The sequence below is a fragment of the Pseudomonas sp. B14-6 genome (assembly GCF_013260315.1).
Taxonomy (GTDB): Bacteria; Pseudomonadota; Gammaproteobacteria; order Pseudomonadales; family Pseudomonadaceae; genus Aquipseudomonas; species Aquipseudomonas mandelii.
Genome location: NZ_CP053929.1, coordinates 198,857 through 224,986, shown reverse-complemented (window position 1 = coordinate 224,986; position 26,130 = coordinate 198,857). Strand labels below are relative to the sequence as shown.

Below are 26,130 nucleotides of genomic sequence, written 5' to 3'. Positions count from 1 at the left end.
CGGTCTCTTTTTGTTTTTAGGCTCTGTTTAAAAACGGAGAAAACGCTTCAAAGCAGACGCAAGTATGGCCGGGATTGCGTTTTGCGCCTCCTCGCCGAGGCAGTATGCTTGGCCGCTGTTCAGCCCTTCTGAGGAGTTCGCCGGCATGACTTACACCTTCACCACCCTGGCGTCCCCGGTCGGCGAGCTGAAACTGGTTGCGAAAGATTCAAGACTGGCCGCCATCCTCTGGGAAAACGACAAGCCGAACCGGGTTCGGCTTGGCCCGATGAGCGAGGCACCGGATAACCCGATCCTCCTACGCGCCGTTCAGCAGTTGCAGGAATACTTTTCCGGCACGCGCAATAGCTTCGATCTGGAACTGGATTTTGCCGGGACGGACTTTCAGAAGAAGGTGTGGCAGGCGCTGCTGACCATTCCGTTTGGCGAAACGCGCAGTTACAGCGAGATCGCCGAGCAGATCGGCAATCCAAGCGCAGTCCGGGCGGTGGGCGCGGCGAATGGCAAGAATCCGATTTCGATTGTTGCGCCGTGCCATCGGGTGATTGGGGCGTCGGGGAAGTTAACGGGGTTTGCCGGCGGACTTGAGGCAAAGGAACGGTTGTTGACGCTGGAAGGTTGCGAGTGGTCCGGGGCTAGCCGGACGGGCGAGCTGTTTTAAGCCGACTGCCCCCCGATCTTTGTGGCGAGGGAGCTTGCTCCCGCTCCAGTGCGCAGCACTGGCAAAAATCTCCGACTAAGCCAGTATTTTGGGGCCGCTTCGCAGCCCAGCGCGAGCAAGCTCGCTCGCCACAGGGTTAAGGGTTCAGATCTCGGGACTCAGGTCTCAGGTAGCGGTGAAGATATTTTTCATCGCCGCATACTGCAGCAGCATGATGGTCTTCGCATCGCAGATCTCCCCGCGATAAAACGCCTCGAGCGCCTCGTCGAATGTCCACTCCAGCACTTCCAGTTCTTCGGTTTCTTCTTCCAGCCCGCCACCCTCGCTGACTTTCGACGCCGCGTCATATTCAGCGATGAAGAAGTGCAGTTTTTCGGTGACCGAGCCTGGGCTCATGTAGGCCTCGAACACCTTTTGCACGTGGTGCACGCGATAACCGGTTTCCTCTTCGGCTTCGGCGCGGATGCGTTCTTCAGGTGCCGCGCCTTCGAGCAGCCCCGCCGCCACTTCGATCAGCAAACCATCGTGGCCGTTAACAAACACCGGCAACCGAAACTGACGCGTCAGGACGACGGTTCTTTTGTCGCGGTTGAACAACAGAATCGCCACGCCATTGCCACGGTCGTACACCTCGCGGGTCTGGCGCTGCCAGTCGCCGTTGTTACGCAGATAGTCGAAGGTGATTTTCTTCAGCAAGTACCAGTCGTGGGACAACACCTGGGACTCGATGATGTTGACCCGCTCGGCTGTGTTCGCCATCACAACGCATCCTTTTTTCGTCAGAAGGTCCCCATGGTAGGCGAAAACCAAAAAGCCCGGCATCACTGCCGGGCTTCTTTTTACTGCTGGCTGGCGACGTCAGGTATCGCGCTGTCTTCCTGTGAAGAGAGCTGCTTGCCATTGATCAACGGCCCGTAACGACGGCTGAACTCCCAGCTGTAAGGCACGTGGTCCCTATTGACCCCGTTGTCCCAATTCACCGACCAAGTCATCAGGCCTTTGATCGAAAGCCCCTTGGCGTCGAGACGCTTGAAGGCATTCACCACTGCCGCCGGATTGATCACGTAACCGGTGGCCGCCGCGTCGACGTTGGCAGGCAGGCCGATCACGAACTTGTCCGCCGGGATCTTCGTGAACCCGCGAGTGCCGCTCACCAGGCTTTCGGTCAGGTAAAACAGGAAGTCCTCTTTCATCGCGTCGTTGTTCTGGGCAATCCACGCGCCATTGCCGTTATTGGCTTCCGGCACCCAGATTCCGTCGCCGCCCTGGTTGTAATACTGCGGGGCGATGAAGTCGTAATAGCCTTCCAGGGCCTGGAGATAACCGACGTACTTACCGGCAGTGGTCAGGTACGGGAACTCCGGCGCCATGCTGATGATGAAGTGTTTGCCTTCACCGGCGTAATGGTCCTTGACCAGCTTCAGCGCGGCAGGCAGGACGCTCTTGTTGTCGGCGAAATCAATCGCGCTCTGTTCAAGATCGATGTCCAGCCCATCGAAGCCGTAGGTTTCCACCAGACGGATGATTTCGTTGGCCAGCGGCTGTTCGTTACCTTTGTGCAACTCGATGTGCGCGTCGGCGCCACCGAGGGAAATCAGCACCGCCCTGCCCTGGCTGTTCAGCACGCCGACCTGGCGACGGAACTCGGCGTCGGACAAGTTGTAAGGCTTGAAGGTCGGGATGCCGTTGCCCTTCATGAAGGCCACGGCCACCACGTTGTAATCCTTGGGCACATCCTGCAGCGCGATGTTGGCGAACTGGCCACGCTGATAACCGTCGCTCGGCCCGGCGGGCCAGTTGTGCCAGAAGCCCATGAGGATCTTTTTGCCGGCAATGCTCGGCATCAACGATGCCGCATCGGCGAGTGGCGATTTCAATAACGTAAAGTCGAATTTTGACATGTTCTATTCCTTCAGAACGTGTGGGGGGATTAACGCTGCGGGCTTACTTGAAGTCCACGTCGAATGCTTGGTAGAAGGCGTTGCCGGTGTTGGCCACAATCCACATCAGCACGATCACGTGATGGCCTTTCTTGTTGCCCGGCAATTTCACTTCGTGGTTGACCTTGGCCTTCATCTCGGCGGAATGGCTGTAGTACGGGACCTGGGTGTAGAAGTCGTCGAAGAACGATGTCGGCTCCAATTGCGCACGGCCGATGCGCTGTTCCGGGCTCCAGCCATCCTTGGTGATGAACCAGCTGTAGCCACGGGTGACATGGGGCGCGGTGTATTCCCAGGTGACCTTGAAGGTCTGGCCCGGATCGACGTTCAACAAAGGCCAGGTGAAGGGGCGGCCGAGCTTGAGGCTCATTTCCTTGTTGGTGAAGTTGATGCAGTCTCGGGCATCCGTCTTGCCACCGCTGAGGATGTAGCGGTCGGCAGGTGGCGTGACACTGTCGCTGTCGGTTTGATACGGCGCCGCGAAGGGCCCCGCCGTCAGCGAAGGGAAGTTCTTGCCGCCTTCCATTTCGTTGACTTGCCAGCTACTCAGCAACCCCAGCTCTACGGCGACCGCACCGCGGCTGGAGGGGGATGTGACACGACCGTGTCGAAGTTGAGGTTGAGTCTGTGGTTGGTTCATTTTTTCACTCCGTTGATTTTGAGAACTCTCCTTCCTGAGGAGAGGCCTCCAACCTAACGGCGCTGTTTTTTTTGTCCATCAGCCCATTTGAGCCCCGAATGAACCCGCCTTCGCAGATCACTCGCAAATACTGGATATAAAACCAGTACCCTGATCCAAGTCCTACGTCCTGTGTAGCAAAAGGATTACATCACCAGGTAGCAATCGGGGCATCGTACCGACTAGGGAAGCTGTGCCTTGTATTCCTTTTCGTATTGGCCGGCCAGGGCCTCTTTCTGCTTGTCGTCGAGCAGCTTGCCGGCCATCTGGAAGAACTTTTGCTCTTCCTCTTCCAAGTGATGATGAACCTTCTCGGACAGCTTCTTGGCGGTCGCCAGCCAGGCCGGGCTGGACATTTGTGTCTCATCCAGCTCTTCCATCATTTCGTCCATCTCATGGTGTTCGGAGATGGCGTGGCGGCTGAGATCGACGCCATTGTCGAACGCCATCAGCGGGATGTAGAAATGGCGCTCTTCGGCGGTTTCGTGGGCCTGGAGTTCAGACTTGAGCTGCTTGTAAGCCTCGACCCGCTCCGCGGTGTCGCCGCTGGTCTTGATGAGCGCTTTGGCATAGGTGCGCTGGCGGTCGTGACTTTCACGCAGGGCTTCAAAAATATTCACGGGTGATCCTCATTGGCCGCGTTCCGGAAGGACGCTCTTCAGGCTAGACATCCGGGCGCGAGCGAGGGTTCCACTCAAGGGGCTGGAACAACCGCAGGGGGTCGCGTTAGGCTTGCGGCTGTTGCCCCTCATGGCCATAAGGATTGAGCTGATGGAACTGCGTATCGAACAGTCGCAAAACCCCACCGAAGCCGAGGAGCAGGCGATCCTGCTGCCGTTGCGCGCCTATAACGCTTCAAAGGCAGGCGTTTCGAAGCAGGAGCCCATTGCCCTGCTGATTCGCGACGAGCATGACGAGATTCTTGGCGGTCTGTATGGTCGGGTTTTTTATCAGTGGTTGTACATCGAGTTGCTATCGGTACCGGAACAGGGTCGGGGACAAGGCATAGGCTCGAAGTTGATGCGGATGGCCGAAGACGTGGCGCGGGAGAAGGAATGCATCGGGGTCTGGCTCGACACCTTCGACTTCCAGGCGCCGGAGTTCTACAAGAAGCTGGGCTACAGCGAGGTGGGGCAGATTGTCGACTACCCGCCGGGGCATAAGCGCTTCTTTTTCCAGAAGCGCCTGATCAACGACGCATAACCTGCTCGTATGATCCACACCATCCAACTGTAGGAGTGAGCCTGCTCGCGATAGCGGGGTGACATCCAACATTGATGTCGACTGACCCGCCGCTTTCGCGAGCAGGCTTACTCCTACAGGGGATGGGGGTCAACGCCTCAGGTCAGAGGCAGGTCGCCAGCGCCGCCAGGCGGCGCTTGGCCACAAAGTCATCTTGCTGTGCGTAGTAACTCAACACGGTGCCTGACGCATCGGTGGTCACGTCGACAAAGGACTCCGCAGAACGCGTGTAAACGGTGGACCCACCCTTCTCTCCCGGCTGCAAATACGCGCCGGCATCGACACCGAACACCGCCTCGTCCTGCCAGGAAAACTGCACGCACTGGGCGACGACTTTTTCCGGCTTGTCCGATTTCAGGGTTTTGTAAGGGGCTTTGGTGCGGGCATCGTTCATCACCGAGCCGGCGCATCCCGCCAGCAACGTCACGGCCAGCGCCACCATCAGAATTCGCATTGTGTTCGCTCATCAAGAAAAAGCGGACTGTATCACCGTGGCACGGCGTATCGTTCTGCTTTACTTCATTTATACCGCGACATCGCGTGACGATTCGCGCACCCTGTCGCGCCATTAACGTCGCATCGCCCGTTTTTCCGGGCTCATTTTCTGGAAAGGTCATGACACCCAACGCCGAGTATTACAAACCGACCGCCGAATACGCTGACAAGCTGATCAGCCAGATCGGTCAGACGCCGTCCTGGATCGCCAAGCGCATTGGCGTCACCGACAAACGAATCCGTTACATCCTCGACGGCGAACGCACCGTCAAAGGCGAGACCACGCCGATCCAGATGACCTACCCCGAGCAGTTTGCCCTCGAGTGCCTGGCGGCTGCGGCCAAGGCCAGCAAGAAGCAATCTTCGTAAACCCGGGCCTCAAGGAGCGACCATGGCGGCAACCGAACAGCAACACGAGAAAGCGCTGAAGAAGTTTCTCGATGAGCGTCCTGAGCTGCGCAATGAGCTCGACAACCTCAACCCGCTGTTGGCCCAGGCCAAAGGCGAGACCGCGGCGCAATATCGTGACGAGCGCTTGCATGAGGCCTTCGAGGCCGAAGCCGAGCGCCTGGGTCTGTTTGCCTGGGAGCTGACATTGCAATTGACCGCCGTGACGCCTGAAGACTACGATTCTCAGCGTCTTGAAGTGCACAAGGAAGTGGCCGAGATGGCCGGTATGGACTGGCTGGAGTATTGCGAACTACATGGATTGATCAAGTGACCCTGATGGTCGCTGCCTGAGGACGACTTTCGCCGATGTTGCCATCCCTCTCGACTTCTCGCGCCAGCCCGGGCCATCTTCATATCCAGAAATGGCGCGGACGCATCGGCATGGTGCTGGTGGCCGCGCTCTCGGTACTCGCCGGCATGACTGACGCCATCGGCTTCATGGCCAGCGGCGACTTTGTCTCCTTCATGAGCGGCAACACCACCCGCCTCGCCGTGGCCATCAGCGACGGCGATCTCGGGCTGACCCTGCGCCTGCTGATTCTCGTGACCACCTTCATTGTCGGCAACGCCTTGGGCATTGTCGTCAGCCGCCTCGGTGGCCGCCGGGCGCTGCCCTTGCTGCTGGGCATCGCAATGCTGCTCTGCGGCGCCGCGGCCTGGCCTTTTGACGAACAATTACCGGCACTGCTGGCGACAATCATCGCCATGGGCATGCTCAACGCGGCGGTGGAGGAAGTGAACGGCTTGCCGGTCGGCCTCACTTACGTCACCGGCGCCCTGTCGCGCTTCGGGCGTGGGCTGGGGCGCTGGATGCTCGGTGAGCGGCGTAATGGCTGGCGGGTTCAGTTGATTCCCTGGACGGGGATGTTTGCAGGTGCCGTGCTCGGCGCGGTGCTGGAACACCACCTTGGGCTCAAGGCGTTGTTTGTCAGCGGGTTGCTGGCGGGCGCGATTGGATTGCTGTCGCTGAAGATTCCGCGGCGATGGCAGTTGGGGTATATGCCGCGTTGAGCGGGTTATCACGTCCCGCATTGATGTCGCCTGACAGACCGCTATCGCGAGCAGGCTCGCTCCCGCAGGGTTCTGTGGTGGATTTCAGTGTCATGCACCACCAAATACCTTGCAGGAGCGAGCCTGCTCGCGATGGCCGCGACTCGGTCTACGAGTAAACCCCCTTCGCCGCACTCGCGATAAAGCTTTATCATGACCGCAGTTTTGCTGATCGAGTCCGTCATGAAGTTCGCCATCGCGCTGTTTTCCGCCGCCCATGCGCCCTCCTCGCGCCGTGCCTTGCTGTTTGCCCAGGCAGCGCTGGCCGGCGGGCATGAGATTGTCCGGCTGTTTTTCTATCAGGACGGCGTCTACAACGCCTCCGGCAGCGTGGTCACGCCGCAGGATGAGCAGGACCTGCCCAAGCAATGGCGCGCCTTTGTCAGCGAGCATCAGCTGGATGGCGTCGTGTGCATTGCCGCCGCCCTGCGCCGTGGCGTGTTGAACGCAGAGGAAGCCGGACGCTATCAGCGTGACGCCGTTGCCGTGGGCGCACCGTGGGAATTGTCCGGCCTCGGCCAGTTGCATGACGCGGTGCAAGACGCTGACCGCCTGATCTGTTTCGGAGGCGCGTGAGATGGCTAAATCCTTGTTGATTATCAGCCGCCAGGCCCCGTGGTCCGGGCCGAACGCTCGGGAAGCGCTGGACATCGTGCTGGCTGGTGGCGCGTTCGACCTGCCGATTGGCTTGCTGTTTCTCGATGACGGGGTGTTCCAGCTCGCTGCGAAACAAGACGCCAAGGCCCTGCAACAAAAAGACCTGAGCGCCAACCTGCAAGCGTTGCCGATGTTCGGTGTGGAAGACCTGTATGTCTGTGGCCACAGCGCTGCCGAACGAGGTCTGGACCTCAACGGTCGGTCGCTTGAAGAAGCCCGGGTGCTGGCCACCCAGGAAGTCACTGCACTTATTGACCGTTACGACCAGGTGATCACCCTCTGATGTCGACTTTGCATGTGTTGTCTCATTCCCCGTTCAGCGATGACCGCCTGACCAGTTGCCTGCGCGTGATCGGCACAAACGACGCGTTGCTGCTGACCGGCGACGCCGTCTATGCGTTGCAACCGGGCACCGCGCCGTTCAACGCGCTGAATGCCCGCCCGTTGAACCTGTTCGTACTGGCCGAAGACGCCCAGGCCCGTGCGTTGGCGGTTCCTGACGCGGCCAAAGCCATTGATTACCCCGCCTTCGTCGAGTTGTCGATTCACTACGACAAGGTGAACAGTTGGCTATGAATTCCCTGACAGTCGGCGCACGCGCCATCGAGTTGGACAAGGACGGTTTCCTGGTCGAACTGAGTGACTGGTCGAGCGAGGTGGCCAGCGCCCTCGCCGCCGCCGAAGACATCCAGTTGAGCCCGGAGCACTGGGAAATCCTCGAATTGCTCCGCAACTTCTACGCCGAATTCCAGCTATCCCCGGCCACCCGACCGCTGATCAAGTACACCGCGTTGAAGCTCGGCCCGGAAAAAGGCAACAGCCTGCACCTCAACCGACTGTTCAAAGGCACCCCTGCCAAACTCGCCGCGAAACTGGCGGGCCTGCCCAAACCGACGAATTGCTTATGACTGACTTTCCAGCGCTGACCCTCGAAACGCCCGCCGAACACCCGTTCGCCCAGTTCGTGCGGATCCTCGGCAAAGGCAAGCGCGGTGCCCGCGACCTGACCCGGGCCGAAGCGCGTGAAGCCATGGGCATGGTGCTCGACGACAAAGTCGAGGACACCCAGCTCGGCGCGTTCCTGATGCTGTTGCGGCACAAGGAAGAAAGCGCCGAGGAAATGGCCGGTTTCACCGAAGCCCTGCGCGAACGGTTGAACCCGCCAGCCCTGGCGGTGGACCTGGACTGGCCGACGTATGCCGGCAAGAAGCGTCACCTGCCGTGGTACCTGCTGGCGGCCAAATGCCTGGCGCAAAACGGCGTGCGCATCTTCATGCACGGCGGCGGCGCCCATACGGCCGGCCGGCTCTACAGCGAACAACTGCTGGAAGGCTTGAACATCCCGTTGTGCCGCGACTGGCAACAGGTCGGCTCGGCGCTCGATAACGGAGGCCTGGCGTTTATGCCGCTGGTGGATTGGGCACCGCAGTTGCAGCGCATGATCGACCTGCGCAACACCTTGGGCCTGCGTTCGCCGATCCACTCCCTCACCCGCATTCTCAACCCGTTGGGTGCTCGCTGCGGCCTGCAAAGCATTTTCCACCCGGGTTACCAGGCGGTGCATCGCGATGCCAGCGGCTTGCTCGGCGACACCGCGATTGTGGTCAAGGGCGACGGTGGCGAAATCGAGATCAACCCGGATGCCGACAGCCACCTGTACGGCACCACCGGCGGCGAAAGCTGGGACGAGGAATGGCCGCAGTTGTCGAGTCAACGCCACGTCAAACCCGCCTCGCTCGATCCTGAACATTTGAAAGCCGTCTGGCGCGGTGACGTGGTCGACAGCTACCCGCAAATGGCCTTGATCTCGACCATGGCCCTCGCATTGCGTGGCCTTGGTCAGACCCGGGAACACGCCTTCGAAACGGCGCAGCAGTATTGGGACGCTCGGGACAGATCGATTTAACCGATCATAACCCTCGAACCTTTGCGCTATTTAATCGAACCTATATGAATAGACTCCTCTCCAACGCTTATTGATTGAGGAGTCTTGAACATGGGTTTGTTAGTTGAAGGTCGCTGGCAGGACCAGTGGTACGAAAGCAGCAAGGACGGCGCGTTCCAGCGCGAACAGGCGCAACGTCGCAACTGGCTGACCGCCGACGGCAAGCCCGGCCCGACGGGCGTCGGTGGCTTTGCAGCCGAAGCTGGCCGCTATCACCTTTATGTATCCCTCGCTTGTCCGTGGGCGCATCGCACGCTGATCCTGCGCAAACTCAAAGGCCTCGAAAACCTGATCGACGTCTCGGTGGTCAGCTGGTTGATGTTGGAAAACGGCTGGACCTTCGACCAGAACCTGGGCTCGACCGGCGACAAACTCGATCATTTCAATTTCATGCACCAGCGCTACACCGCCGATACCGCCAACTACACCGGTCGCGTCACCGTGCCGGTGCTCTGGGACAAACAGCAAAACCGCATCGTCAACAATGAATCAGCGGAGATCATCCGCATGTTCAACGGCGCCTTCGATGACCTGACCGGCAATGACCTGGATTTCTACCCGGCCCCCTGCGCGGCGAGATCGATGCGTTGAATGAGCGGATTTATCCGGCCGTGAACAACGGCGTTTATCGCGCAGGGTTTGCCACGTCACAGCAGGCGTATGAAGAAGCGTTTGATGATGTGTTTGCCGAACTGGATCGATTGGAGCAACTGCTGGGCGCCAACCGTTACCTGGTCGGCGAGTACCTGACCGAAGCGGATATTCGGCTGTTCACCACGCTGATTCGCTTTGATGCGGTGTATCACGGCCACTTCAAGTGCAACCTGCGGCGGATTGCCGATTATCCGAATCTGTCGAACTGGCTGCGGGAGATTTACCAATGGCCGGGCGTTGCCGAGACGGTGGATTTTCAGCACATCAAAAATCATTACTACGGCAGCCACAAGACCATCAACCCGACCGGGATTGTGCCGAAAGGGCCGGCGCAGGATTTCACAGCAACCCATGATCGGGCGCGGTTGAACGGGAAAGGGGTTTGGCGCAGGGCCTGAGGTTTGTGCCGTTTTTGAGGCCCCCAATCGCCAGCAGGCTAGCTCCCACACTGGATTTGTGTCTTTCTCAAATCCCCTGTGGACGATAGCCTGCCAGCGATGGGCCGGGGTCGCGCTCGACCGACTCGGTCCGATCAGACTTGCGCCTGAGCCCCTTCAAACCAGGCCAGTTTCTCGCGCAATTGCACCACTTCCCCAACGATCACCAGCGTCGGCGCATGCACTTCATGCTCCGCCACCAGTCGAGGAAGATCAGCCAGCGTGCCGGTAAATACCCGCTGATTGACCGTGGTGCCCTGCTGAATCAGCGCCGCTGGGGTGTCCGCCCCGCGACCGTGCTTGATCAGTTGCTCGCAGATGATCGGCAAGCCCACCAGCCCCATGTAAAACACCAGGGTTTGTGCCGGCGCAACCAGGTCGGCCCACGGCAAATCGGTGGAACCGTCCTTCAAGTGCCCGGTGACAAATCGCACCGACTGCGCGTAATCGCGATGGGTCAGCGGAATCCCGGCATATGCCGCGCAACCGCTGGCGGCGGTGATACCCGGCACGACCTGGAACGGGATGCCATGGGCCGCCAGTTCTTCGATCTCTTCACCGCCACGACCGAAGATGAACGGATCACCGCCCTTCAATCGCACGACCCGCTTGCCTTGCTTGGCCAGGTCGACCAATTGCTGATTGATCTGGTCCTGCGGCACCGCGTGATCGGCGCGACGCTTGCCGACGTAGACCCGCTCGGCATCGCGACGGCACAGATCGAGAATCGCCGGGGCGACCAGGCGGTCGTAGAGCACCACATCGGCTTGCTGCATCAGGCGCAAGGCACGGAAGGTCAGCAAGTCGGGATCACCGGGACCCGCGCCCACCAAATACACTTCACCGGTAGCGACCGGCGCTTCGCCATTGATCTTCGCCAGCATCAGGCGTTCGGCTTCAGCACCCTGCCCGGCCAGTTGCCGGTCGGCAATCGGGCCCTGGAACACATCCTCCCAGAATGCCCGACGCTGCTGCACGTCCGGGAACAGGCGTTTGACCTGGCTGCGAAAACGCGCCGCCAGACCGGCCAGTTGACCGTAGGTGGACGGAATCCAGGTTTCCAGTTTGGCGCGGATCAGCCGCGCCAGCACCGGCGCATCGCCGCCGCTGGACACCGCAATGATCAAGGGAGAACGGTCGACGATCGCCGGGAAGATCACGCTGCACAAAGCCGGCGCATCCACCACATTGACCGGCACGCAACGCCGATGGGAATCAGCGGAAACTTGCGCGTTCAGCGGTTCGTCGTCGGTGGCGGCGATGACCAGCCCGCAACCGTCCAAGTCCGCTTCGACGTAGCCCCGTAACAGGCACTCGCCGCCGCTGCCGACAACCAGCTCGCGCAGCTGCGGTTCGATTTGAGGTGCGACCACCCGCAGCAGCGCACCGGCTTCGGCCAGCAGGCGGGATTTGCGCAAGGCAATCTCCCCCCCACCAACGACCAACACACGACTGCCGCGAAGGTTATGGAACAGCGGCAGATAGTCCATTTAGCCGATGACCTCGAGGCCACCCATGTAAGGTTTCAGCACTTCAGGCACACGGATCGAACCGTCGGCTTGCTGGTAGTTTTCCAGCACCGCCACCAGGGTACGACCGACTGCCAGACCCGAACCGTTCAGGGTGTGAACCAGTTCAGGCTTGCCGGTTTCCGGGTTGCGGAAACGCGCTTGCATACGACGGGCCTGGAAGTCGCCGCAGTTGGAGCACGACGAAATCTCGCGGTACTTGTCCTGGCTCGGGATCCACACTTCAAGATCGTAAGTCTTGACTGCGCTGAAGCCCATGTCACCGGTGCACAGTGCAATCGTGCGATAAGGCAGTTCCAGCAGTTGCAGGACTTTCTCGGCGTTGGCCGTCAGACCTTCCAGCGCGTCCATCGAGGTCGACGGCTCAACGATCTGGACCATCTCGACCTTGTCGAACTGGTGCTGACGGATCATCCCGCGAGTATCGCGACCCGAGGCACCGGCTTCGCTGCGGAAGCAAGGCGTGTGGGCGACGAACTTGATCGGCAGCAGCTTCGAATCGACGATCTCGCCGGCGACGATGTTGGTCAGCGACACTTCAGCGGTCGGGATCAGGTACAGATCGGCTTCGCCTTCGCGGCTGATCTTGAACAGGTCTTCTTCGAACTTCGGCAGTTGACCGGTGCCTTGCAGCGCTGGCGCCTGGACCAGATACGGCGTGTAAGCCTCTTCGTAACCGTGTTCGCTGGTGTGCAGGTTGATCATGAATTGCGCCAGGGCGCGATGCATACGGGCGATCGGGCCGCGCAACAGGGCGAAACGGGCGCCGGACAGCTTGGCGGCGGTTTCGAAGTCCAGCCAGCCGAACTTCTCGCCCAGGGCCACGTGGTCCTGGACCGGGAAATCGAACGCGGTCGGGGTACCCCAGCGGCGCACTTCGACGTTGCCGTCTTCGTCATCACCGATTGGCACGGATTCGTGCGGCAGGTTCGGGATGCCGAGCAGGATCGAATCCAGATCGGTCTGGATCCCGTCCAGCTCGACTTTACCGGCACTCAATTCGTTCGCCATACGCTCGACGTCGGCCATCAACGGCGCGATGTCTTCGCCGCGCTGCTTTGCCTGGCCGATGGATTTGGAGCGCGCGTTACGTTCAGCCTGCAGTGCTTCGGTGCGGGTCTGGACGGTCTTGCGCTGTTCTTCCAGCGCTTCGATGCGCGCAACATCCAGCGTGTAGCCACGGGATGCCAGGCGGTCCGCTACGTCCTGAAGGTTGCTACGTAACAGTTTGGAATCGAGCATGTCGGTCTCTCGTTATCAAAGTTTGGTCAAGGACAGGCCAGCCCAGGTGGCGAGCAGCCCGCCGAATACGCTGATGGCAGCATAGCCCAGGGCCAGCGGCATTTGCCCGGTTTCGAGCAGGCGCACCGTATCCAGTGAAAAGGATGAAAAAGTCGTCAGCCCCCCGAGGAAGCCGACCATCAACCCGGCGCGCACCTCGATCGGCACCTCCGGGCGTAGCAAAAACAGACCGTATAGAACGCCGATCAGCAAACAGCCGACGATATTAACGGCCAGCGTCGCGGTATAGAAGTGCCGCGGCCAATTAGCGTTGACCCAATTACCGGTGGCAAAGCGCAACAGAGTCCCGGCGACACCGCCAACGGAGACCGCAATAACCAAAGGAATCACTTATTTTCTCCGCTGCCGGGGGCTTAGACGGTCAAGTTGTGCAAGGTGATTGAGCTTTTCGCCGATCTTCAGCTCCAGGCCGCGAGGCACGGGCTGATAGAACGGTTGCGGCTCGAGTTCTTCCGGGAAATAGTCTTCGCCAGCGGCATAGGCGTCCGGCTCATCGTGGGCATAACGGTATTCATCGCCGTAACCCAATTGCTTCATCAGCTTGGTCGGTGCGTTGCGCAAATGCAGCGGCACTTCCAGCGAACCGTGTTCGGTGGCGCTGCGCATGGCGGCCTTGAACCCCATGTACACCGCGTTGCTTTTCGGCGCGCAAGCCAGATAAGTGATGGCCTGGGCCACCGCCAACTCGCCTTCAGGGCTGCCGAGGCGCTCCTGCACTTCCCACGCCGCCAGGCACAGGCTCAGGGCCCGCGGGTCAGCGTTGCCGATGTCTTCGCTGGCCATGCGCACCACGCGCCGGGCCAGGTACAGCGGATCGCAACCGCCGTCGATCATCCGCGCGAACCAGTAAAGCGCGCCGTCGGGATTGGAGCCGCGCACCGATTTATGCAGCGCAGAAATCTGGTCGTAGAACGCTTCGCCGCCCTTGTCGAAACGCCGGCGGGTATCGCCGAGCAGACTTTGCAGCAGATCGACGCCGATCTCGCTGTTGTCTTCTGCCAGGTCCGAGGCGTTTTCCAGCAGGTTCAGCAAACGTCGGCCATCGCCATCGGCAGCCGACAGGAGCATCTGGAAGCCTTCATCGCTGAGGGTCAGCTGGCGCTTGCCCAGGCCACGCTCTTCGGTCAGCGCCCGATGCACCAGTTTGCGCAGGGCCGCTTCGTCGAGGCTTTTGAGCACGTAAACGCGTGCCCGGGAGAGCAACGCGTTGTTGAGTTCGAAGGAAGGGTTTTCCGTGGTTGCGCCGATGAAAATCAGCGTGCCGTCTTCAACGTATGGCAGGAATGCATCCTGCTGCGACTTGTTGAAGCGATGCACTTCATCGACGAACAGGATGGTGCGCTTGCCGTACTGGCCGGCCTGCTGCTTGGCGATTTCCACTGCCTGACGGATTTCCTTCACGCCAGCCAGTACCGCCGAGACCGTTTCAAAGTGCGCATCCGAGACTTCCGCGAGCAACCGCGCCAGGGTGGTTTTGCCCACGCCCGGCGGGCCCCAGAAAATCATCGAGTGCAGGGCACCCTGCTCCAGGGCTTCGCGCAAAGGCTTGCCGCGAGCCAGCAGGTGTTCCTGACCGACGTACTCGTCCAGATTGGCTGCGCGCAAGCGGGCGGCCAAGGGTTGAGCGATCGGGGCACTGCGAAACAGGTCCATCACGTGCGGTTGAAACCTCGCTTTATTACGCAGTTCTCAAGTCTGGCGAAATCCTGTGGCGAGGGAGCTTGCTCCCGCTGGACTGCGCAGCGGTCCCATTTCGGGGTGCGCTTCGCGCCCCAAGCGGGAGCAAGCTCCCTCGCCACACAAGCCAGCTCCAACAGGTTTTGCGTCTTACTCTTGAATGACGTCGGCACCCTTGGGAATGTCGAACTTGAACTTGGACGCCGGGATCGGCTCGTTGGCCTTCACACCGGTGAACAGGATATTGGTGCGCTGACCGACGCTGTCGATCAGTTGCATGTCATTGACCAGGCCATTGCGGAACGACAGGCGCAGGCTGTCGAACAGGGTGTCCTTGGTTTTAGGTTTCAAGGTGAAGTCGATCACGCCGCCGGCTTCCTTGGCGCTGATGTCAAAGCTCTGGCTGATCTTGGACACGTCGCCGGACAGCAGCAGCGCAGGTGTCTGGGTCAGGCGCTGGTCAAGGGTCTTGATGGTGACCTGTTCCAGGTCCGGGTCCCACAGGGACACCTTCTTGCCATCGGAAACCATCAATTGCTCTTGCGGTGCGTCGGTATGCCAGTAGAACAGGCCAGGACGCTGCAGGGACATTTGCCCGGCCGTTTCCTGCAACTGGGTGCCGCTGCCATCCAGCGTCAGCTGAGAGAAGCGCGCAGTCAGGGTCTGGGATTTTTCCAGCAGTTGGGTCAGACGCGCCACGTCCTTGTCATCGGCGTGGGCCGAGAGCGTGGTCAAAGCCAGTACCGGCAGCAACAGCATGCGGATAAGACGCATGGGAGTCCTCATAACATTCGTGGGAGTTCGGGTGGCGCATCACTGCGCCATCCTTTCAAAATCAAATCAGTCGCGTACCGGGCCAGGCGCCAGGACTTCACGCGAACCGTTGGTATTCATGGACGTCACGACCCCGGCCATTTCCATGGCTTCGATCATGCGTGCGGCGCGGTTGTAGCCGATTTTCAGCTTGCGCTGAACCGCAGAGATGGACGCACGACGGCTTTCCAGGACGAACTGCACCGCTTCGTCGTAAAGCGCATCGGATTCGCTGTCTTCGTCGCCACCGCCACTGCCACCGTCGAAACCGCTACCGGCCTCCTCAACACCGGCCAGGATCTCGTCGTTGTATTCCGGTGCACCGCGCAGTTTCCAGGCTTCAACCACCCGGTGAACCTCGTCATCGGACACGAACGCACCGTGAACACGGATCGGCAGGCTGGTGCCCGGCGGCATGTAGAGCATGTCACCGTGGCCCAGCAGTTGTTCGGCACCGCCCTGGTCGATGATCGTCCGGGAGTCGATCTTGCTCGACACCTGGAACGCCATGCGCGTCGGGATGTTGGCCTTGATCAGACCGGTGATCACGTCAACCGACGGACGCTGGGTCGCGAGGATCAAGTGGATACCGGCCGCCCGGGCCTTCTGGGCGATACGGGCGATCAGTTCTTCAACCTTCTTGCCGACGATCATCATCATGTCGGCGAATTCGTCGACGACCACGACGATGGTCGGCAGTTTGGTCAGCAGCGGCGCTTCGTCGTGAATGCTTTCGCGTTTGTACAACGGATCGGTCAGCGGCGTGCCCGCGTCCTGAGCTTCCTTGACCTTGGCGTTGAAGCCCGACAGGTTTCGTACGCCCATCTTCGCCATCAGTTTGTAGCGACGTTCCATCTCCGCCACGCTCCAGCGCAAGGCGTTGGCCGCGTCCTTCATGTCGGTCACGACCGGGCACAGCAGGTGCGGAATGCCTTCGTAGATCGACAGCTCGAGCATTTTCGGGTCGATCATGATCAGCTTGGCGTCTTCCGGGCCGGACTTGAACAGGATCGACAGGATCATCGCGTTCACACCCACCGACTTACCGGAACCGGTCGTACCGGCCACCAACAAGTGCGGCATTTTCGCCAGGTCAGTGATGACCGGCTTGCCGCCGATGTCGTGGCCCAGGGCCAGGGTGACCGGCGACTTGAAGTTGTCGTACTCAGGGGTCGACAGCACTTCGGAGAAACGCACGATCTGGCGGTCCTCGTTGGGAATCTCGATACCGACGGTGGTCTTGCCCGGAATCACTTCCACCACACGAACGCTGGTCACGGCCAGGGATCGCGCCAAGTCTTTCGCCAGGTTGGAGATGCGGCTGACTTTGACGCCGGCGGCCGGCTGGATTTCGTAACGGGTAATGACCGGGCCCGGATGGATCGAATCCACCGAGACTTCGACGCCGAATTCCTTGAGCTTGATTTCCAGCAAGTGGCCGACGGCGGCCAGCGATTCTGGAGAGTAATTGAGTTGTTTCTTTTCGGCCGGGTCGAGAATCGAGATCGGCGGCAAGGTGCCTTCGACGGCGCTGTCAACGAACAACGGCGCCTGCTTCTCTTTCTCGACGCGCTTGCTCGGCGCTGCCGGCTTGGGCGGCGCAGGTGCGATGACAGGCGGCACCTGCTTCTCGCGGTCCGACATGTGCTTGCTCAGGGCCTGCTCACGCTCGATGAGGCGTTCCTTGACCTTGGCTTGCTCGCGTTTGTCCGTGACCGTCGGGGCGACCACGTCATGCACGCGATCGTCGACTTCACGCAGCTGCGCCACCAGTTGTTTGCGCTCGACACGGGCGCTCCACCAGCGATTGGCCGCGCCCTGGAACAGTTCGAAAAGGTCGAGGGTGATCTTGCCGGTAACGTCCATCACCTTGAACCACGACAGGTCAGTGAACACCGTCAGGCCGAACAGGAACAGCGCGATGAACAAGAGCGTGCTGCCCTGGATGTTCAGCGCGTTCCTGGCCAGGTCACCAAGACTTTCGCCCAACGCGCCGCCCGCACCAGCCGGCAGACCAGTCGCCGCATGGAAATGGATATGCGCGAGTGCCGCGCCCGACAGCACCAGAAACACCAGGCCGATCAGGCGCCAGGAGAACAGCCAGCCGCTCCACTGCCACTGTTCGTGGCGCTGACGGAAGATCTGATAAGCCTTGATCGCCAGCAACAAAGGGAAGATGTAGGCGAAGTAACCCAGCACCATGAACAGGATATCGGCGCTGTAGGAGCCGACCGGCCCGCCGAAGTTCTGTACGTCGTCGATCTTGCTGTTATGGCTCCAGCCAGGATCGTCCTTGCCATAGGTCAACAAGGCCATCATCAGGAACAGGCACAGGCCACCGATGGCGATCAATGCACCTTCCTTGAGCCGGTAGTGCAAGTGCTGGCGCCAGAGTGGAACGACGACTGTTTTGGGTGCTGCGGTGGATTTCTTCAAAACGCTTCTTTTCCTGCGCCCATGGCGCGTCCATCTGTTGAATGACTATAAAAAACTGCCCAATCCAGGCAGGTAAAAAAGTTAACACGCGCAACTGGGACTACTTTTAACATTGCACCCCGGTTTTTATAAACACGGTACGCACAGCTTATTTTGTTTCAATCACTGTTACAGACGGCATTGTACGGGTTTGTTCGCCCGATGCCATGCTTGAAGCCCTTCGGTGTAGCATAGCCAAAAGCACGTTACGCGCGTTTCAATTTGAGCATGCATTCTCTTTTGTGACAAAGGCTTATGAGGTGTTTTTATGAGCGAACCGAAGCATTCCCGCCTGATCATTCTGGGTTCCGGCCCTGCCGGATACAGCGCAGCCGTTTATGCCGCCCGCGCCAACCTCAAACCCGTTGTCATTACCGGCATACAGGCAGGTGGCCAGCTGACCACGACCGTCGAAGTCGATAACTGGCCCGGCGACGTTGAAGGCCTCACCGGCCCGGTGCTGATGGAACGTATGCAAAAACACGCCGAGCGCTTTGCCACCGAGATCGTTTACGACCACATCCACACCGCCAAGTTGCAACAACGCCCGTTCGAGCTCATCGGCGACAGCGGCACATACACCTGCGACGCGCTGATTATCGCGACCGGCGCCTCGGCGCAATATCTGGGGCTGCCTTCGGAAGAGGCCTTTGCCGGCCGAGGGGTTTCGGCCTGCGCCACGTGCGACGGATTTTTTTATCGCAACCAAGTGGTCGCGGTGGTCGGCGGCGGCAACACTGCGGTTGAAGAAGCACTGTACTTGTCGAACATCGCCAAGGAAGTCCACCTGATTCACCGGCGCGACAAGTTGCGCTCGGAGAAGATTCTCCAGGACAAACTCTTCGAAAAAGCCGCCAACGGCAATATCCGCCTGCACTGGAACCAGAATCTCGATGAAGTGCTGGGTGATGCCAGTGGCGTGACCAGCGCCCGCCTGCGCGACAGCCACACAGGCGAAACCCGTGAATTGCCACTGGCCGGCGTGTTCATCGCGATCGGCCACAAGCCCAACACTGACCTGTTCGAGGGCCAGTTGAAAATGCGCGACGGCTATCTGCTGGTCAAGGGCGGCAGCGATGGCGATGCCACAGCTACCGAGATCCCGGGCGTGTTCGCCGCCGGCGACGTGGCCGATCACGTCTACCGCCAGGCCGTAACCTCCGCCGGGGCCGGCTGCATGGCCGCGCTGGACGCCGAGAAATACCTCGACGACATTCCCACCGTTTGACGGCACACTTCACGGCGGGCCGCCAGCCCGTCACCGCCCTCCCCTTCTGCAAGCCCGGATGCCATGCTGACTTGGTTACAACGCAACACCCTGACGTTCCCGCCGTTGGAAAAAGCCATGCGCGACCCCAACGGGTTGCTGGCCGCGGGTGGAGATCTGTCCGCCGATCGTCTGATTCAGGCTTATCGCCACGGCTGCTTTCCATGGTTCTCGGAAGGCCAGCCGATCCTTTGGTGGTCGCCGGATCCGCGCACCGTCTTATTTCCCGACGAACTGCATGTCTCGCGCAGCCTGAATAAATTGCTGCGCCAGCAACGCTATCAAGTGACCTTCGATCAGGACTTTGCCTCGGTGATCAGCGCCTGCGCCGCGCCTCGGGACTACGCCGACGGCACCTGGATCACTGACGCGATGCAGACGGCTTACCTCGAGCTGCATCGACGTGGCTACGCGCATTCCGTGGAGGTTTGGGATGATGGCGTGCTGGTCGGCGGGCTCTATGGCCTGGCGATGGGTCAGCTGTTTTTCGGCGAATCCATGTTCAGCCGCGCCGACAACGCCTCGAAATATGGCTTTGCCACGCTGGTGCGACATCTGAAAGACTCAGGTTTTGTGCTGATCGACTGCCAGATGCCGACCGACCATCTGCACAGCCTCGGCGCCCGAGCGATTCCTCGGCGCGATTTCGCCAACTTCCTCGCACAACATCTGGATCAACCCAGCCGTGCAACCTGGGTTTGCTGAGCGACTTTTGCCCGTGTGGCTTACACTTAATCCAAAGCTTATTCCCGAGGGTTGATCATGACCGAGTTGGCGCGTTTGAAGTTTTATGCCACTCAGCCCCACTCTTGCAGCTATCTGCCCGAGGAGCAGGCCACGACCCTGTTTCTCGACCCTAGCCAGCCCATGGATGTGCATGTCTACGCAGACCTGTCTGAAATGGGTTTTCGTCGCAGCGGCGATCATCTCTACCGGCCTCATTGCCAGAATTGCAATGCCTGCGTCCCGGCGCGCATCCCTGTGGCGCAATTTTCGCCCAACCGTCAGCAGAAGCGCATTTTCAAACGTAACGCCGACCTGCAAGTGCGCCCGGCCCGGCCGAAATTCAGCGAAGAGTATTTCGATCTCTATCAGCGCTACATCGAACAACGTCACGCCGATGGCGACATGTACCCGCCGAGTCGCGACCAGTTTTCGACGTTCCTGGTGCGCGACCTGCCATTCTCGCGATTCTACGAATTTCGTCTCGAAGGCCGGCTCCTGGCAGTGGCCGTTACCGACTTGCTGCCGAACGGTCTGTCGGCGGTCTACACCTTCTACGAGCCCGATGAAGAACGTCGCAGCCTGGGTCGCTACGCGATCCTCTGGCAAATCGCCGAGGCCCGGCGCCTTGGACTGGAAGCGGTCTACCTCGGCTACTGGATCAAAAACTGCAAAAAGATGAGCTACAAGACGCAATATCGACCTATCGAACTGCTAATTAATCAGCGCTGGGTCATCCTGAACTAGAACCCCTTGGCTTAAACCCCATTTTTCGGGCACAATGCACGCCGCTTTTGCCTGGCGCAGTTGCACCGGGCCATTCATTGGACACCGAGGGCTTTACTGCATGTCGAAAGAAGACAGCTTCGAAATGGAAGGCACTGTCGTCGACACCCTGCCCAACACCATGTTTCGTGTGGAGTTGGAAAATGGGCACGTCGTAACCGCGCATATCTCCGGCAAGATGCGCAAGAACTACATTCGTATTCTTACCGGTGACAAAGTGCGCGTCGAGCTGACGCCCTATGACTTGAGCAAAGGGCGTATCACTTACCGCGCTCGCTAATCAAGTCAATACAAAACGCCCGGTTTATGCCGGGCGTTTTTGTTTGTCTGCGATTTGATGGATCAACACCATCCCCCAGTGGGAGCGAGCCTGCTCGCGATAGCGGCATTGCATTCAACATCAATGCAAGCTGACCCGCCGCCATCGCGAGCAGGCTCCCACAGGACGAGGTGTCAGGCGTTCAAATTCGGCGAACAGCAAAAAGGCGCCTCTCGGCGCCTTTTGCTTTGTCGCGGTTAACGTCAGGCCATTTCGGCCGTGGTTTCGAACTCGAAGGTCAGCTCGCCGTCCTTGAGGTCGATGTGCACCACGCCACCATGGTCGGCCAGTTCGCCAAAGAGGATCTCTTCCGCCAGCGGACGCTTGATCTTGTCCTGGATCAAACGCGCCATTGGTCGAGCACCCATTGCCGAGTCGTAGCCACCTGCTGCCAGCCAGCTTCGCGCAGCGTCGGTCACTTCCAGCTGCACGCGCTTGTCTTCCAGCTGCGCCTGAAGCTCGGTAAGGAACTTGTCCACCACGCTTTTGATGACCTCATGGCTGAGGCGACCAAACTGGATAATGGTGTCCAGACGGTTGCGGAACTCCGGCGTGAAGCTCTTCTTGATCACTTCCATCGCATCGGACGAGTGGTCCTGATGGGTGAAACCGATCGAAGCACGCGCTGCTGTTTCGGCACCGGCGTTGGTCGTCATGATGACGATCACGTTACGGAAATCCGCCTTGCGCCCGTTGTTATCGGTCAGCGTACCGTGGTCCATCACCTGCAACAGCAGGTTGAAGACTTCCGGATGCGCCTTCTCGATCTCATCGAGCAACAGCACGCAGTGAGGCTGCTTGGTGATGGCTTCGGTCAGCAGACCCCCCTGATCGAACCCGACATAACCTGGAGGCGCACCGATCAGACGCGATACGGTGTGGCGCTCCATGTACTCGGACATGTCGAAACGAACCAGCTCGATGCCCAACGCCTTGGCCAGCTGACGCGCCGCTTCGGTTTTACCGACGCCGGTCGGCCCTGCGAACAGGAACGAACCGACTGGCTTGTCAGGCGACTTGAGGCCAGCACGGGACAGTTTGATCGCGGTCGACAGCGAGTCGATCGCGGCATCCTGGCCAAATACCGTCAGCTTCAGGTCACGCTCAAGGTTGCGCAGCAGCTCTTTGTCGGAGCTGGTGACGTGCTTAGGCGGAATCCGCGCGATTTTCGCGACGATGTCCTCGACCTGAGGCACCTCGATGCGTTTCACGCGTTTCTCGATCGGCTGCAGACGCTGATAGGCGCCCGCCTCGTCGATGACGTCGATGGCCTTGTCCGGCATGTGCCGGTCATTGATGTAGCGCGACGCCAGTTCAGCGGCGGCACGCAACGCCTCATCGCTGTATTCGATGTTGTGGTGCGCTTCAAAACGCCCTTTCAGGCCGCGCAGGATGCCGATGGTGTCTTCAACCGAAGGCTCCGACACATCGACCTTCTGGAAGCGCCGGGCCAAGGCACGGTCCTTCTCGAAGATCCCGCGGAATTCCTGGAACGTGGTCGAACCGATGCAACGGATATCGCCCGACGACAGCAGCGGTTTGAGCAGGTTCGAGGCATCCATGACGCCACCGGACGCGGCACCCGCACCAATGATGGTGTGGATCTCGTCGATGAACAGGATCGCCTGCGGACGTTTTTTCAGCTCATTGAGCAGCGCCTTGAAGCGCTTCTCGAAATCGCCACGGTATTTGGTCCCGGCCAGCAAGGCCCCCAGATCGAGGGAATAGACCACGCTGTTGGCCAGCAAGTCCGGCACCTGGTTGTCGACAATGCGTTTAGCCAGGCCTTCGGCAATCGCGGTTTTACCCACGCCCGCCTCGCCCACCAGCAGCGGGTTGTTTTTGCGACGACGCGCCAGGATCTGCGCGACACGCTCGACTTCCAGCTCACGGCCTACCAACGGATCGATACGACCCTGGCGCGCGAGTTCGTTGAGGTTGCTGGCATAAGCATCCAGAGGATTGCCTGAAGAAGAAGACTCACCGCCCTCGTCGTCCTGCATATCTTGCTCACCTTCAGAGTGATCGCCATGCCCAGGCACTTTGGAAATGCCATGGGCGATGTAGTTGACGACATCAATGCGCGCAACGCTCTGCTGTTTCAGCAGGAACACTGCCTGACTCTCTTGCTCACTGAAGATGGCGACCAGCACGTTAGCGCCAGTCACTTCGCGTTTGCCCGAGCTCTGTACGTGGAAAACAGCACGTTGCAGGACACGCTGGAAGCCCAGGGTTGGCTGGGTTTCGCGATCTTCGTCATGGACGGGGATCAAGGGCGTGGTGGAGTCGATGAACTCCTGCAGATCGTGCTTGAGTTTGTCGAGGTTTGCGCCGCAGGCACGCAAAACGGTGGCGGCAGCCTCATTGTCCAATAGGGCCAGCAGGAGGTGTTCGACGGTCATGAATTCATGACGCTTCGATCTAGCCTCCTTGAAGGCAAGATTGAGGGTGACTTCGAGCTCGCGGTTTAACATAGCTTCACCTCATACCCAAGTGGTCGGCGATTAACCGTCCTTCTCGATTTCACAGAGTAGCGGATGCTGGCTTTCCCTGGCGTACTGGTTGACCTGCATGGCCTTAGTCTCGGCGATGTCGCGGGTAAACACTCCACATACTGCCCGTCCTTCTGTGTGGACGGCCAGCATGACCTTGGTCGCCAGCTCCCGATTCAGGTTAAAAAACACCTCGAGCACTTCGACGACGAAATCCATCGGTGTGTAGTCATCGTTGAACAAAACCACCTTGTACATCGGCGGCGCCTGTAATGCAGGCTTTGCCTCCTGAACAGCAATGCCTGCGGAATCGTCGTCGTGGGGCTCCGGGTGATCTTTTTGGAGAGCCGGGCGATCCTGATTGAATGTTAGTCGAATCTGGCTGATTGCATGCATGGAAAGAAAGGTTCGTCAGTTGTTCAAATACAGTGGTGGGGGCGGCTATGGACGATTTCAACTCCGACCGCCCGGTCACCTTGACTATCGGCAAAACGGTGTTACAACCAATAGAGCCCACAGTGGGTAAAAAAGGTCCGCGGAGTCAATCTTATTTCGAGATTCGACTGCGGATGTACTGGATGATACTCCAGTGATGGAGTCTGTTGCAGAGGGATATGGGTATGTCAGTCGGCAAGGTGAAATGGTTCAACAATGCCAAGGGGTTCGGTTTCATTAACACCGACGCCAGAGAAGGTCGTGACGAAGATGGAAAAGATATCGACTTCTTTGCCCACTACTCGGCCATTGAGATGGACGGATATAAAACCCTCAAGGCCGGGCAAATCGTGAGTTTCCAGATTGTTCAGGGCCCCAAGGGGCTGCATGCCGTCGAAATCAAGGCTGCGACAACCGAAAATGAACAGACTGCCGCTGTCACCCCGCAGGAAACAGTAACGAGCTGACGCATCATTCAGTCATAAAAAAACCGCCCGACTCAATCACTGAATCGGGCGGTTTTTGTTATGCGGGAACTCGCTTACATGTGCGAGATGAGCGCATCACCAAACGCAGAAGAAGACAGCAGCTTCGCGCCTTCCATCAGACGATGGAAATCATAGGTCACGGTTTTGGCGGAAATCGCGCCGTTGGTGCCCTTGATGATCAGGTCTGCCGCTTCGGTCCAACCCATGTGGCGCAGCATCATCTCTGCGGACAGGATCAGGGAACCCGGGTTGACCTGGTCCTTGCCGGCGTATTTCGGCGCAGTACCGTGGGTCGCTTCGAACATGGCAATGGTGTCGGACAGGTTGGCGCCCGGTGCAATACCGATACCGCCCACTTCCGCCGCCAGGGCGTCAGAGAGATAGTCGCCGTTCAGGTTCAGGGTCGCGATCACATCGTATTCGGCCGGGCGCAGCAGGATCTGCTGGAGCATGGCGTCGGCGATGGCGTCCTTGACGATGACGTTCTTGCCGGTTTTCGGGTTCTTGAACTGCATCCACGGACCGCCGTCGAGCAGGGTCGCACCGAATTCTTCAGCGGCCACTTCGTAGGCCCATTCCTTGAAGGCACCTTCGGTGAACTTCATGATGTTGCCTTTGTGCACGATGGTCAGCGAGTCACGGTCGTTGTCGACCACATACTGCAACGCCTTGCGCGCCAGACGTTTGGTGCCTTGCAGGGAAACCGGCTTGATGCCGATACCGCAGTTTTCGTCGAAACGGATCTTGGTGACGCCCATTTCATCTTTGAGGAACTTGATGACCTTGGTCGCTTCCGGCGAACCGGCTTTCCATTCGATACCGGCGTAGATGTCTTCCGAGTTCTCACGGAAGATCGTCATATCGACATCGCCTGGCTTCTTGACCGGGCTAGGCACGCCTTCGAACCAGCGCACCGGGCGCAGGCATACATAAAGGTCGAGCTGCTGACGCAGGGCCACGTTCAGGGAACGGATACCGCCACCGACCGGGGTGGTCAGAGGGCCCTTGATGGAAACCACGTAATCCTTGACTGCGTCCAGGGTTTCCTGGGGAAGCCAGGTGTCCTGATCGTAAACCTGAGTCGCTTTCTCCCCGGCATAGACTTCCATCCAGGAAATTTTGCGCTCGCCGCCGTAAGCCTTCTTAACAGCAGCATCGACAACCTTGATCATGACCGGGCTGATATCAACGCCAATACCATCACCTTCGATGAAGGGGATGATCGGGTTGTTAGGAACATTGAGAGAATGGTCCGCGTTGACGGTGATTTTGTCGCCGACTGCTGGAACCTGAATCTTCTTGTATCCCATGCTGAACTCCATTGTTTGGATTGAACATCTGGCTTCGTTCGAGCGTACCCCAGTTAAATCGGCACGCAAACCCTATGTTCCATCCATCTGCCGCAAAGCTGCACAGTTCGCGACGTACAAGCCTGAAAGCAAAGGGAAAAGCGCCAAACTCAAGCACGGTGCAAGACTCTACGCCCCCCTCGCCCCTGCGACCTTTAGACCAATGGACGAGAATCGTTGCGTATGAACCATCGGCAGATTGCCAGCTACCTATGTATAATGCCGCCCGCTGACCGCAGAGTCACGATGGCCGACCTCTCTACTA

The 26,130-nt window shown here is 59.3% G+C and carries 28 protein-coding genes and 2 pseudogenes; 16 read left to right on the top strand and 14 right to left on the bottom strand.

Going from position 1 to position 26,130, the window contains the following annotated elements:
• Window positions 1-145: 145 nt before the first annotated feature.
• Entirely contained in the window at window positions 146-661 is a 516-nt protein-coding gene (locus HP062_RS00975; RefSeq protein WP_010458952.1) for a methylated-DNA--[protein]-cysteine S-methyltransferase, read from the top strand.
• A 165-nt stretch (window positions 662-826) separates the two neighbouring features.
• Here HP062_RS00975 and HP062_RS00970 read toward each other — a convergent pair whose 3' ends face one another.
• The 4 genes and pseudogenes from HP062_RS00970 to HP062_RS00955 form a co-directional block, all read right to left on the bottom strand.
• The gene (locus tag HP062_RS00970) at window positions 827-1,420 is read right to left on the bottom strand and encodes an NUDIX domain-containing protein (protein ID WP_042932180.1); all 594 of its coding nucleotides are present in this window, start codon (window positions 1,418-1,420) and stop codon (window positions 827-829) included.
• 107 nt (window positions 1,421-1,527) lie between these two features.
• A pseudogene (locus HP062_RS00965) lies at window positions 1,528-2,562 on the bottom strand (chitinase); the annotation flags it as partial.
• A 43-nt stretch (window positions 2,563-2,605) separates the two neighbouring features.
• A complete protein-coding gene (locus tag HP062_RS00960; protein ID WP_172790610.1) occupies window positions 2,606-3,241 on the bottom strand; it encodes a lytic polysaccharide monooxygenase auxiliary activity family 9 protein in 636 nt (211 codons plus the stop codon).
• 221 nt (window positions 3,242-3,462) lie between these two features.
• The gene (locus HP062_RS00955; RefSeq protein WP_010458944.1) at window positions 3,463-3,900 is read right to left on the bottom strand and encodes a hemerythrin domain-containing protein; all 438 of its coding nucleotides are present in this window, start codon (window positions 3,898-3,900) and stop codon (window positions 3,463-3,465) included.
• 151 nt (window positions 3,901-4,051) lie between these two features.
• On the opposite strand from HP062_RS00955, the gene HP062_RS00950 reads away from it, so the two are divergent.
• Window positions 4,052-4,483: an N-acetyltransferase gene (locus HP062_RS00950; RefSeq protein ID WP_010458941.1), complete on the top strand. Its 432-nt coding sequence runs from the start codon at window positions 4,052-4,054 to the stop codon at window positions 4,481-4,483.
• Between the two features lie 142 nt (window positions 4,484-4,625).
• Here HP062_RS00950 and HP062_RS00945 read toward each other — a convergent pair whose 3' ends face one another.
• Window positions 4,626-4,976 carry a hypothetical protein gene (locus HP062_RS00945; protein WP_010458939.1) on the bottom strand — a complete coding sequence of 117 codons (351 nt, stop codon included), beginning with the start codon at window positions 4,974-4,976 and terminating at the stop codon, window positions 4,626-4,628.
• Between the two features lie 161 nt (window positions 4,977-5,137).
• Between HP062_RS00945 and HP062_RS00940 the strand changes: the two genes are divergently transcribed.
• The 9 genes and pseudogenes from HP062_RS00940 (at window position 5,138) to HP062_RS00900 (ending at window position 10,171) form a co-directional block, all read left to right on the top strand.
• The gene (locus HP062_RS00940; RefSeq protein ID WP_008154823.1) at window positions 5,138-5,386 is read left to right on the top strand and encodes a hypothetical protein; all 249 of its coding nucleotides are present in this window, start codon (window positions 5,138-5,140) and stop codon (window positions 5,384-5,386) included.
• 22 nt (window positions 5,387-5,408) lie between these two features.
• Entirely contained in the window at window positions 5,409-5,738 is a 330-nt protein-coding gene (locus HP062_RS00935; protein WP_077748751.1) for a DUF6388 family protein, read from the top strand.
• A 35-nt stretch (window positions 5,739-5,773) separates the two neighbouring features.
• Window positions 5,774-6,478, top strand: coding sequence for a YoaK family protein (locus tag HP062_RS00930; protein WP_042932182.1), 705 nt, complete (start codon window positions 5,774-5,776; stop codon window positions 6,476-6,478).
• Window positions 6,479-6,700: 222 nt separating this feature from the next.
• On the top strand, window positions 6,701-7,093 hold the full coding sequence (gene tusD / locus HP062_RS00925) for a sulfurtransferase complex subunit TusD (RefSeq protein ID WP_172792520.1): 393 nt from the start codon (window positions 6,701-6,703) through the stop codon (window positions 7,091-7,093).
• Between the two features lies 1 nt (window position 7,094).
• Window positions 7,095-7,457 carry a sulfurtransferase complex subunit TusC gene (gene tusC, locus HP062_RS00920; protein ID WP_010458926.1) on the top strand — a complete coding sequence of 121 codons (363 nt, stop codon included), beginning with the start codon at window positions 7,095-7,097 and terminating at the stop codon, window positions 7,455-7,457.
• Window positions 7,457-7,750 (top strand): sulfurtransferase complex subunit TusB, encoded by a 294-nt coding sequence (gene tusB, locus HP062_RS00915; protein WP_172790609.1) that lies wholly within the window; start codon window positions 7,457-7,459, stop codon window positions 7,748-7,750. Before tusC ends, tusB begins: the two co-directional genes overlap by 1 nt.
• Entirely contained in the window at window positions 7,747-8,082 is a 336-nt protein-coding gene (locus HP062_RS00910) for a TusE/DsrC/DsvC family sulfur relay protein (protein ID WP_010458921.1), read from the top strand. The genes tusB and HP062_RS00910 overlap by 4 nt, the downstream gene beginning before the upstream one ends.
• Window positions 8,079-9,080 (top strand): glycosyl transferase family protein, encoded by a 1,002-nt coding sequence (locus HP062_RS00905; RefSeq protein WP_154911561.1) that lies wholly within the window; start codon window positions 8,079-8,081, stop codon window positions 9,078-9,080. Before HP062_RS00910 ends, HP062_RS00905 begins: the two co-directional genes overlap by 4 nt.
• Before the next feature lie 90 nt (window positions 9,081-9,170).
• Window positions 9,171-10,171: pseudogene (locus HP062_RS00900) on the top strand (glutathione S-transferase family protein).
• Between the two features lie 134 nt (window positions 10,172-10,305).
• Here HP062_RS00900 and cysG read toward each other — a convergent pair.
• The 6 genes from cysG to HP062_RS00870 form a co-directional block, all read right to left on the bottom strand.
• Window positions 10,306-11,700: a siroheme synthase CysG gene (gene cysG / locus HP062_RS00895; protein WP_145309611.1), complete on the bottom strand. Its 1,395-nt coding sequence runs from the start codon at window positions 11,698-11,700 to the stop codon at window positions 10,306-10,308.
• Window positions 11,701-12,981, bottom strand: a complete 1,281-nt coding sequence (gene serS / locus HP062_RS00890; protein WP_010458913.1) for a serine--tRNA ligase — start codon at window positions 12,979-12,981, stop codon at window positions 11,701-11,703.
• A gap of 15 nt (window positions 12,982-12,996) precedes the next feature.
• Window positions 12,997-13,371: a fluoride efflux transporter CrcB gene (crcB, locus tag HP062_RS00885; protein WP_010458911.1), complete on the bottom strand. Its 375-nt coding sequence runs from the start codon at window positions 13,369-13,371 to the stop codon at window positions 12,997-12,999.
• On the bottom strand, window positions 13,372-14,694 hold the full coding sequence (locus HP062_RS00880) for a replication-associated recombination protein A (protein WP_027925133.1): 1,323 nt from the start codon (window positions 14,692-14,694) through the stop codon (window positions 13,372-13,374).
• Between the two features lie 174 nt (window positions 14,695-14,868).
• Complete coding sequence (lolA, locus tag HP062_RS00875; RefSeq protein WP_007904916.1) at window positions 14,869-15,492, bottom strand: outer membrane lipoprotein chaperone LolA; 624 nt, start codon at window positions 15,490-15,492, stop codon at window positions 14,869-14,871.
• Window positions 15,493-15,558: 66 nt separating this feature from the next.
• A complete protein-coding gene (locus HP062_RS00870) occupies window positions 15,559-17,967 on the bottom strand; it encodes a DNA translocase FtsK (protein WP_010458906.1) in 2,409 nt (802 codons plus the stop codon).
• Between the two features lie 307 nt (window positions 17,968-18,274).
• Between HP062_RS00870 and trxB the strand changes: the two genes are divergently transcribed.
• From trxB to infA, 4 genes are all read left to right on the top strand, one after another.
• Window positions 18,275-19,234 carry a thioredoxin-disulfide reductase gene (trxB, locus tag HP062_RS00865; protein WP_172790608.1) on the top strand — a complete coding sequence of 320 codons (960 nt, stop codon included), beginning with the start codon at window positions 18,275-18,277 and terminating at the stop codon, window positions 19,232-19,234.
• Window positions 19,235-19,297: 63 nt separating this feature from the next.
• On the top strand, window positions 19,298-19,978 hold the full coding sequence (gene aat, locus HP062_RS00860) for a leucyl/phenylalanyl-tRNA--protein transferase (RefSeq protein ID WP_010458902.1): 681 nt from the start codon (window positions 19,298-19,300) through the stop codon (window positions 19,976-19,978).
• A 57-nt stretch (window positions 19,979-20,035) separates the two neighbouring features.
• Window positions 20,036-20,743, top strand: coding sequence for an arginyltransferase (locus tag HP062_RS00855; protein WP_154911560.1), 708 nt, complete (start codon window positions 20,036-20,038; stop codon window positions 20,741-20,743).
• A 100-nt stretch (window positions 20,744-20,843) separates the two neighbouring features.
• Window positions 20,844-21,062 carry a translation initiation factor IF-1 gene (gene infA / locus HP062_RS00850; protein ID WP_002553999.1) on the top strand — a complete coding sequence of 73 codons (219 nt, stop codon included), beginning with the start codon at window positions 20,844-20,846 and terminating at the stop codon, window positions 21,060-21,062.
• A 242-nt stretch (window positions 21,063-21,304) separates the two neighbouring features.
• Here the strand turns inward: infA and clpA are convergent, their stop codons facing one another.
• Window positions 21,305-23,575, bottom strand: coding sequence for an ATP-dependent Clp protease ATP-binding subunit ClpA (gene clpA / locus HP062_RS00845; RefSeq protein WP_007946437.1), 2,271 nt, complete (start codon window positions 23,573-23,575; stop codon window positions 21,305-21,307).
• Between the two features lie 30 nt (window positions 23,576-23,605).
• Window positions 23,606-23,989 carry an ATP-dependent Clp protease adapter ClpS gene (gene clpS / locus HP062_RS00840; RefSeq protein WP_010458899.1) on the bottom strand — a complete coding sequence of 128 codons (384 nt, stop codon included), beginning with the start codon at window positions 23,987-23,989 and terminating at the stop codon, window positions 23,606-23,608.
• Between the two features lie 224 nt (window positions 23,990-24,213).
• On the opposite strand from clpS, the gene HP062_RS00835 reads away from it, so the two are divergent.
• On the top strand, window positions 24,214-24,495 hold the full coding sequence (locus HP062_RS00835) for a cold shock domain-containing protein (RefSeq protein ID WP_042932186.1): 282 nt from the start codon (window positions 24,214-24,216) through the stop codon (window positions 24,493-24,495).
• Window positions 24,496-24,569: 74 nt separating this feature from the next.
• Here the strand turns inward: HP062_RS00835 and icd are convergent, their stop codons facing one another.
• Complete coding sequence (gene icd / locus HP062_RS00830; protein ID WP_010458895.1) at window positions 24,570-25,826, bottom strand: NADP-dependent isocitrate dehydrogenase; 1,257 nt, start codon at window positions 25,824-25,826, stop codon at window positions 24,570-24,572.
• Between the last annotated feature and the right edge of the window lie 304 nt (window positions 25,827-26,130).

Excerpts from the sequence above, each read along its gene's own strand:
- trxB (WP_172790608.1), top strand. The coding sequence starts at position 18,275 with ATGAGCGAACCGAAGCATTCCCGCCTGATCATTCTGGGTTCCGGCCCT.
- HP062_RS00880 (WP_027925133.1), bottom strand. The coding sequence starts at position 14,694 with ATGGACCTGTTTCGCAGTGCCCCGATCGCTCAACCCTTGGCCGCCCGC.
- HP062_RS00930 (WP_042932182.1), top strand. The coding sequence starts at position 5,774 with ATGTTGCCATCCCTCTCGACTTCTCGCGCCAGCCCGGGCCATCTTCAT.
- tusB (WP_172790609.1), top strand. The coding sequence starts at position 7,457 with ATGTCGACTTTGCATGTGTTGTCTCATTCCCCGTTCAGCGATGACCGC.
- HP062_RS00905 (WP_154911561.1), top strand. The coding sequence starts at position 8,079 with ATGACTGACTTTCCAGCGCTGACCCTCGAAACGCCCGCCGAACACCCG.
- clpA (WP_007946437.1), bottom strand. The coding sequence starts at position 23,575 with ATGTTAAACCGCGAGCTCGAAGTCACCCTCAATCTTGCCTTCAAGGAG.
- HP062_RS00975 (WP_010458952.1), top strand. The coding sequence starts at position 146 with ATGACTTACACCTTCACCACCCTGGCGTCCCCGGTCGGCGAGCTGAAA.
- HP062_RS00950 (WP_010458941.1), top strand. The coding sequence starts at position 4,052 with ATGGAACTGCGTATCGAACAGTCGCAAAACCCCACCGAAGCCGAGGAG.
- HP062_RS00855 (WP_154911560.1), top strand. The coding sequence starts at position 20,036 with ATGACCGAGTTGGCGCGTTTGAAGTTTTATGCCACTCAGCCCCACTCT.
- clpS (WP_010458899.1), bottom strand. The coding sequence starts at position 23,989 with ATGCATGCAATCAGCCAGATTCGACTAACATTCAATCAGGATCGCCCG.
- lolA (WP_007904916.1), bottom strand. The coding sequence starts at position 15,492 with ATGCGTCTTATCCGCATGCTGTTGCTGCCGGTACTGGCTTTGACCACG.
- HP062_RS00960 (WP_172790610.1), bottom strand. The coding sequence starts at position 3,241 with ATGAACCAACCACAGACTCAACCTCAACTTCGACACGGTCGTGTCACA.
- HP062_RS00835 (WP_042932186.1), top strand. The coding sequence starts at position 24,214 with ATGTCAGTCGGCAAGGTGAAATGGTTCAACAATGCCAAGGGGTTCGGT.
- HP062_RS00935 (WP_077748751.1), top strand. The coding sequence starts at position 5,409 with ATGGCGGCAACCGAACAGCAACACGAGAAAGCGCTGAAGAAGTTTCTC.
- icd (WP_010458895.1), bottom strand. The coding sequence starts at position 25,826 with ATGGGATACAAGAAGATTCAGGTTCCAGCAGTCGGCGACAAAATCACC.
- tusD (WP_172792520.1), top strand. The coding sequence starts at position 6,701 with ATGAAGTTCGCCATCGCGCTGTTTTCCGCCGCCCATGCGCCCTCCTCG.
- infA (WP_002553999.1), top strand. The coding sequence starts at position 20,844 with ATGTCGAAAGAAGACAGCTTCGAAATGGAAGGCACTGTCGTCGACACC.
- serS (WP_010458913.1), bottom strand. The coding sequence starts at position 12,981 with ATGCTCGATTCCAAACTGTTACGTAGCAACCTTCAGGACGTAGCGGAC.
- cysG (WP_145309611.1), bottom strand. The coding sequence starts at position 11,700 with ATGGACTATCTGCCGCTGTTCCATAACCTTCGCGGCAGTCGTGTGTTG.
- HP062_RS00970 (WP_042932180.1), bottom strand. The coding sequence starts at position 1,420 with ATGGCGAACACAGCCGAGCGGGTCAACATCATCGAGTCCCAGGTGTTG.
- HP062_RS00940 (WP_008154823.1), top strand. The coding sequence starts at position 5,138 with ATGACACCCAACGCCGAGTATTACAAACCGACCGCCGAATACGCTGAC.
- aat (WP_010458902.1), top strand. The coding sequence starts at position 19,298 with ATGCTGACTTGGTTACAACGCAACACCCTGACGTTCCCGCCGTTGGAA.
- tusC (WP_010458926.1), top strand. The coding sequence starts at position 7,095 with ATGGCTAAATCCTTGTTGATTATCAGCCGCCAGGCCCCGTGGTCCGGG.
- HP062_RS00910 (WP_010458921.1), top strand. The coding sequence starts at position 7,747 with ATGAATTCCCTGACAGTCGGCGCACGCGCCATCGAGTTGGACAAGGAC.
- HP062_RS00945 (WP_010458939.1), bottom strand. The coding sequence starts at position 4,976 with ATGCGAATTCTGATGGTGGCGCTGGCCGTGACGTTGCTGGCGGGATGC.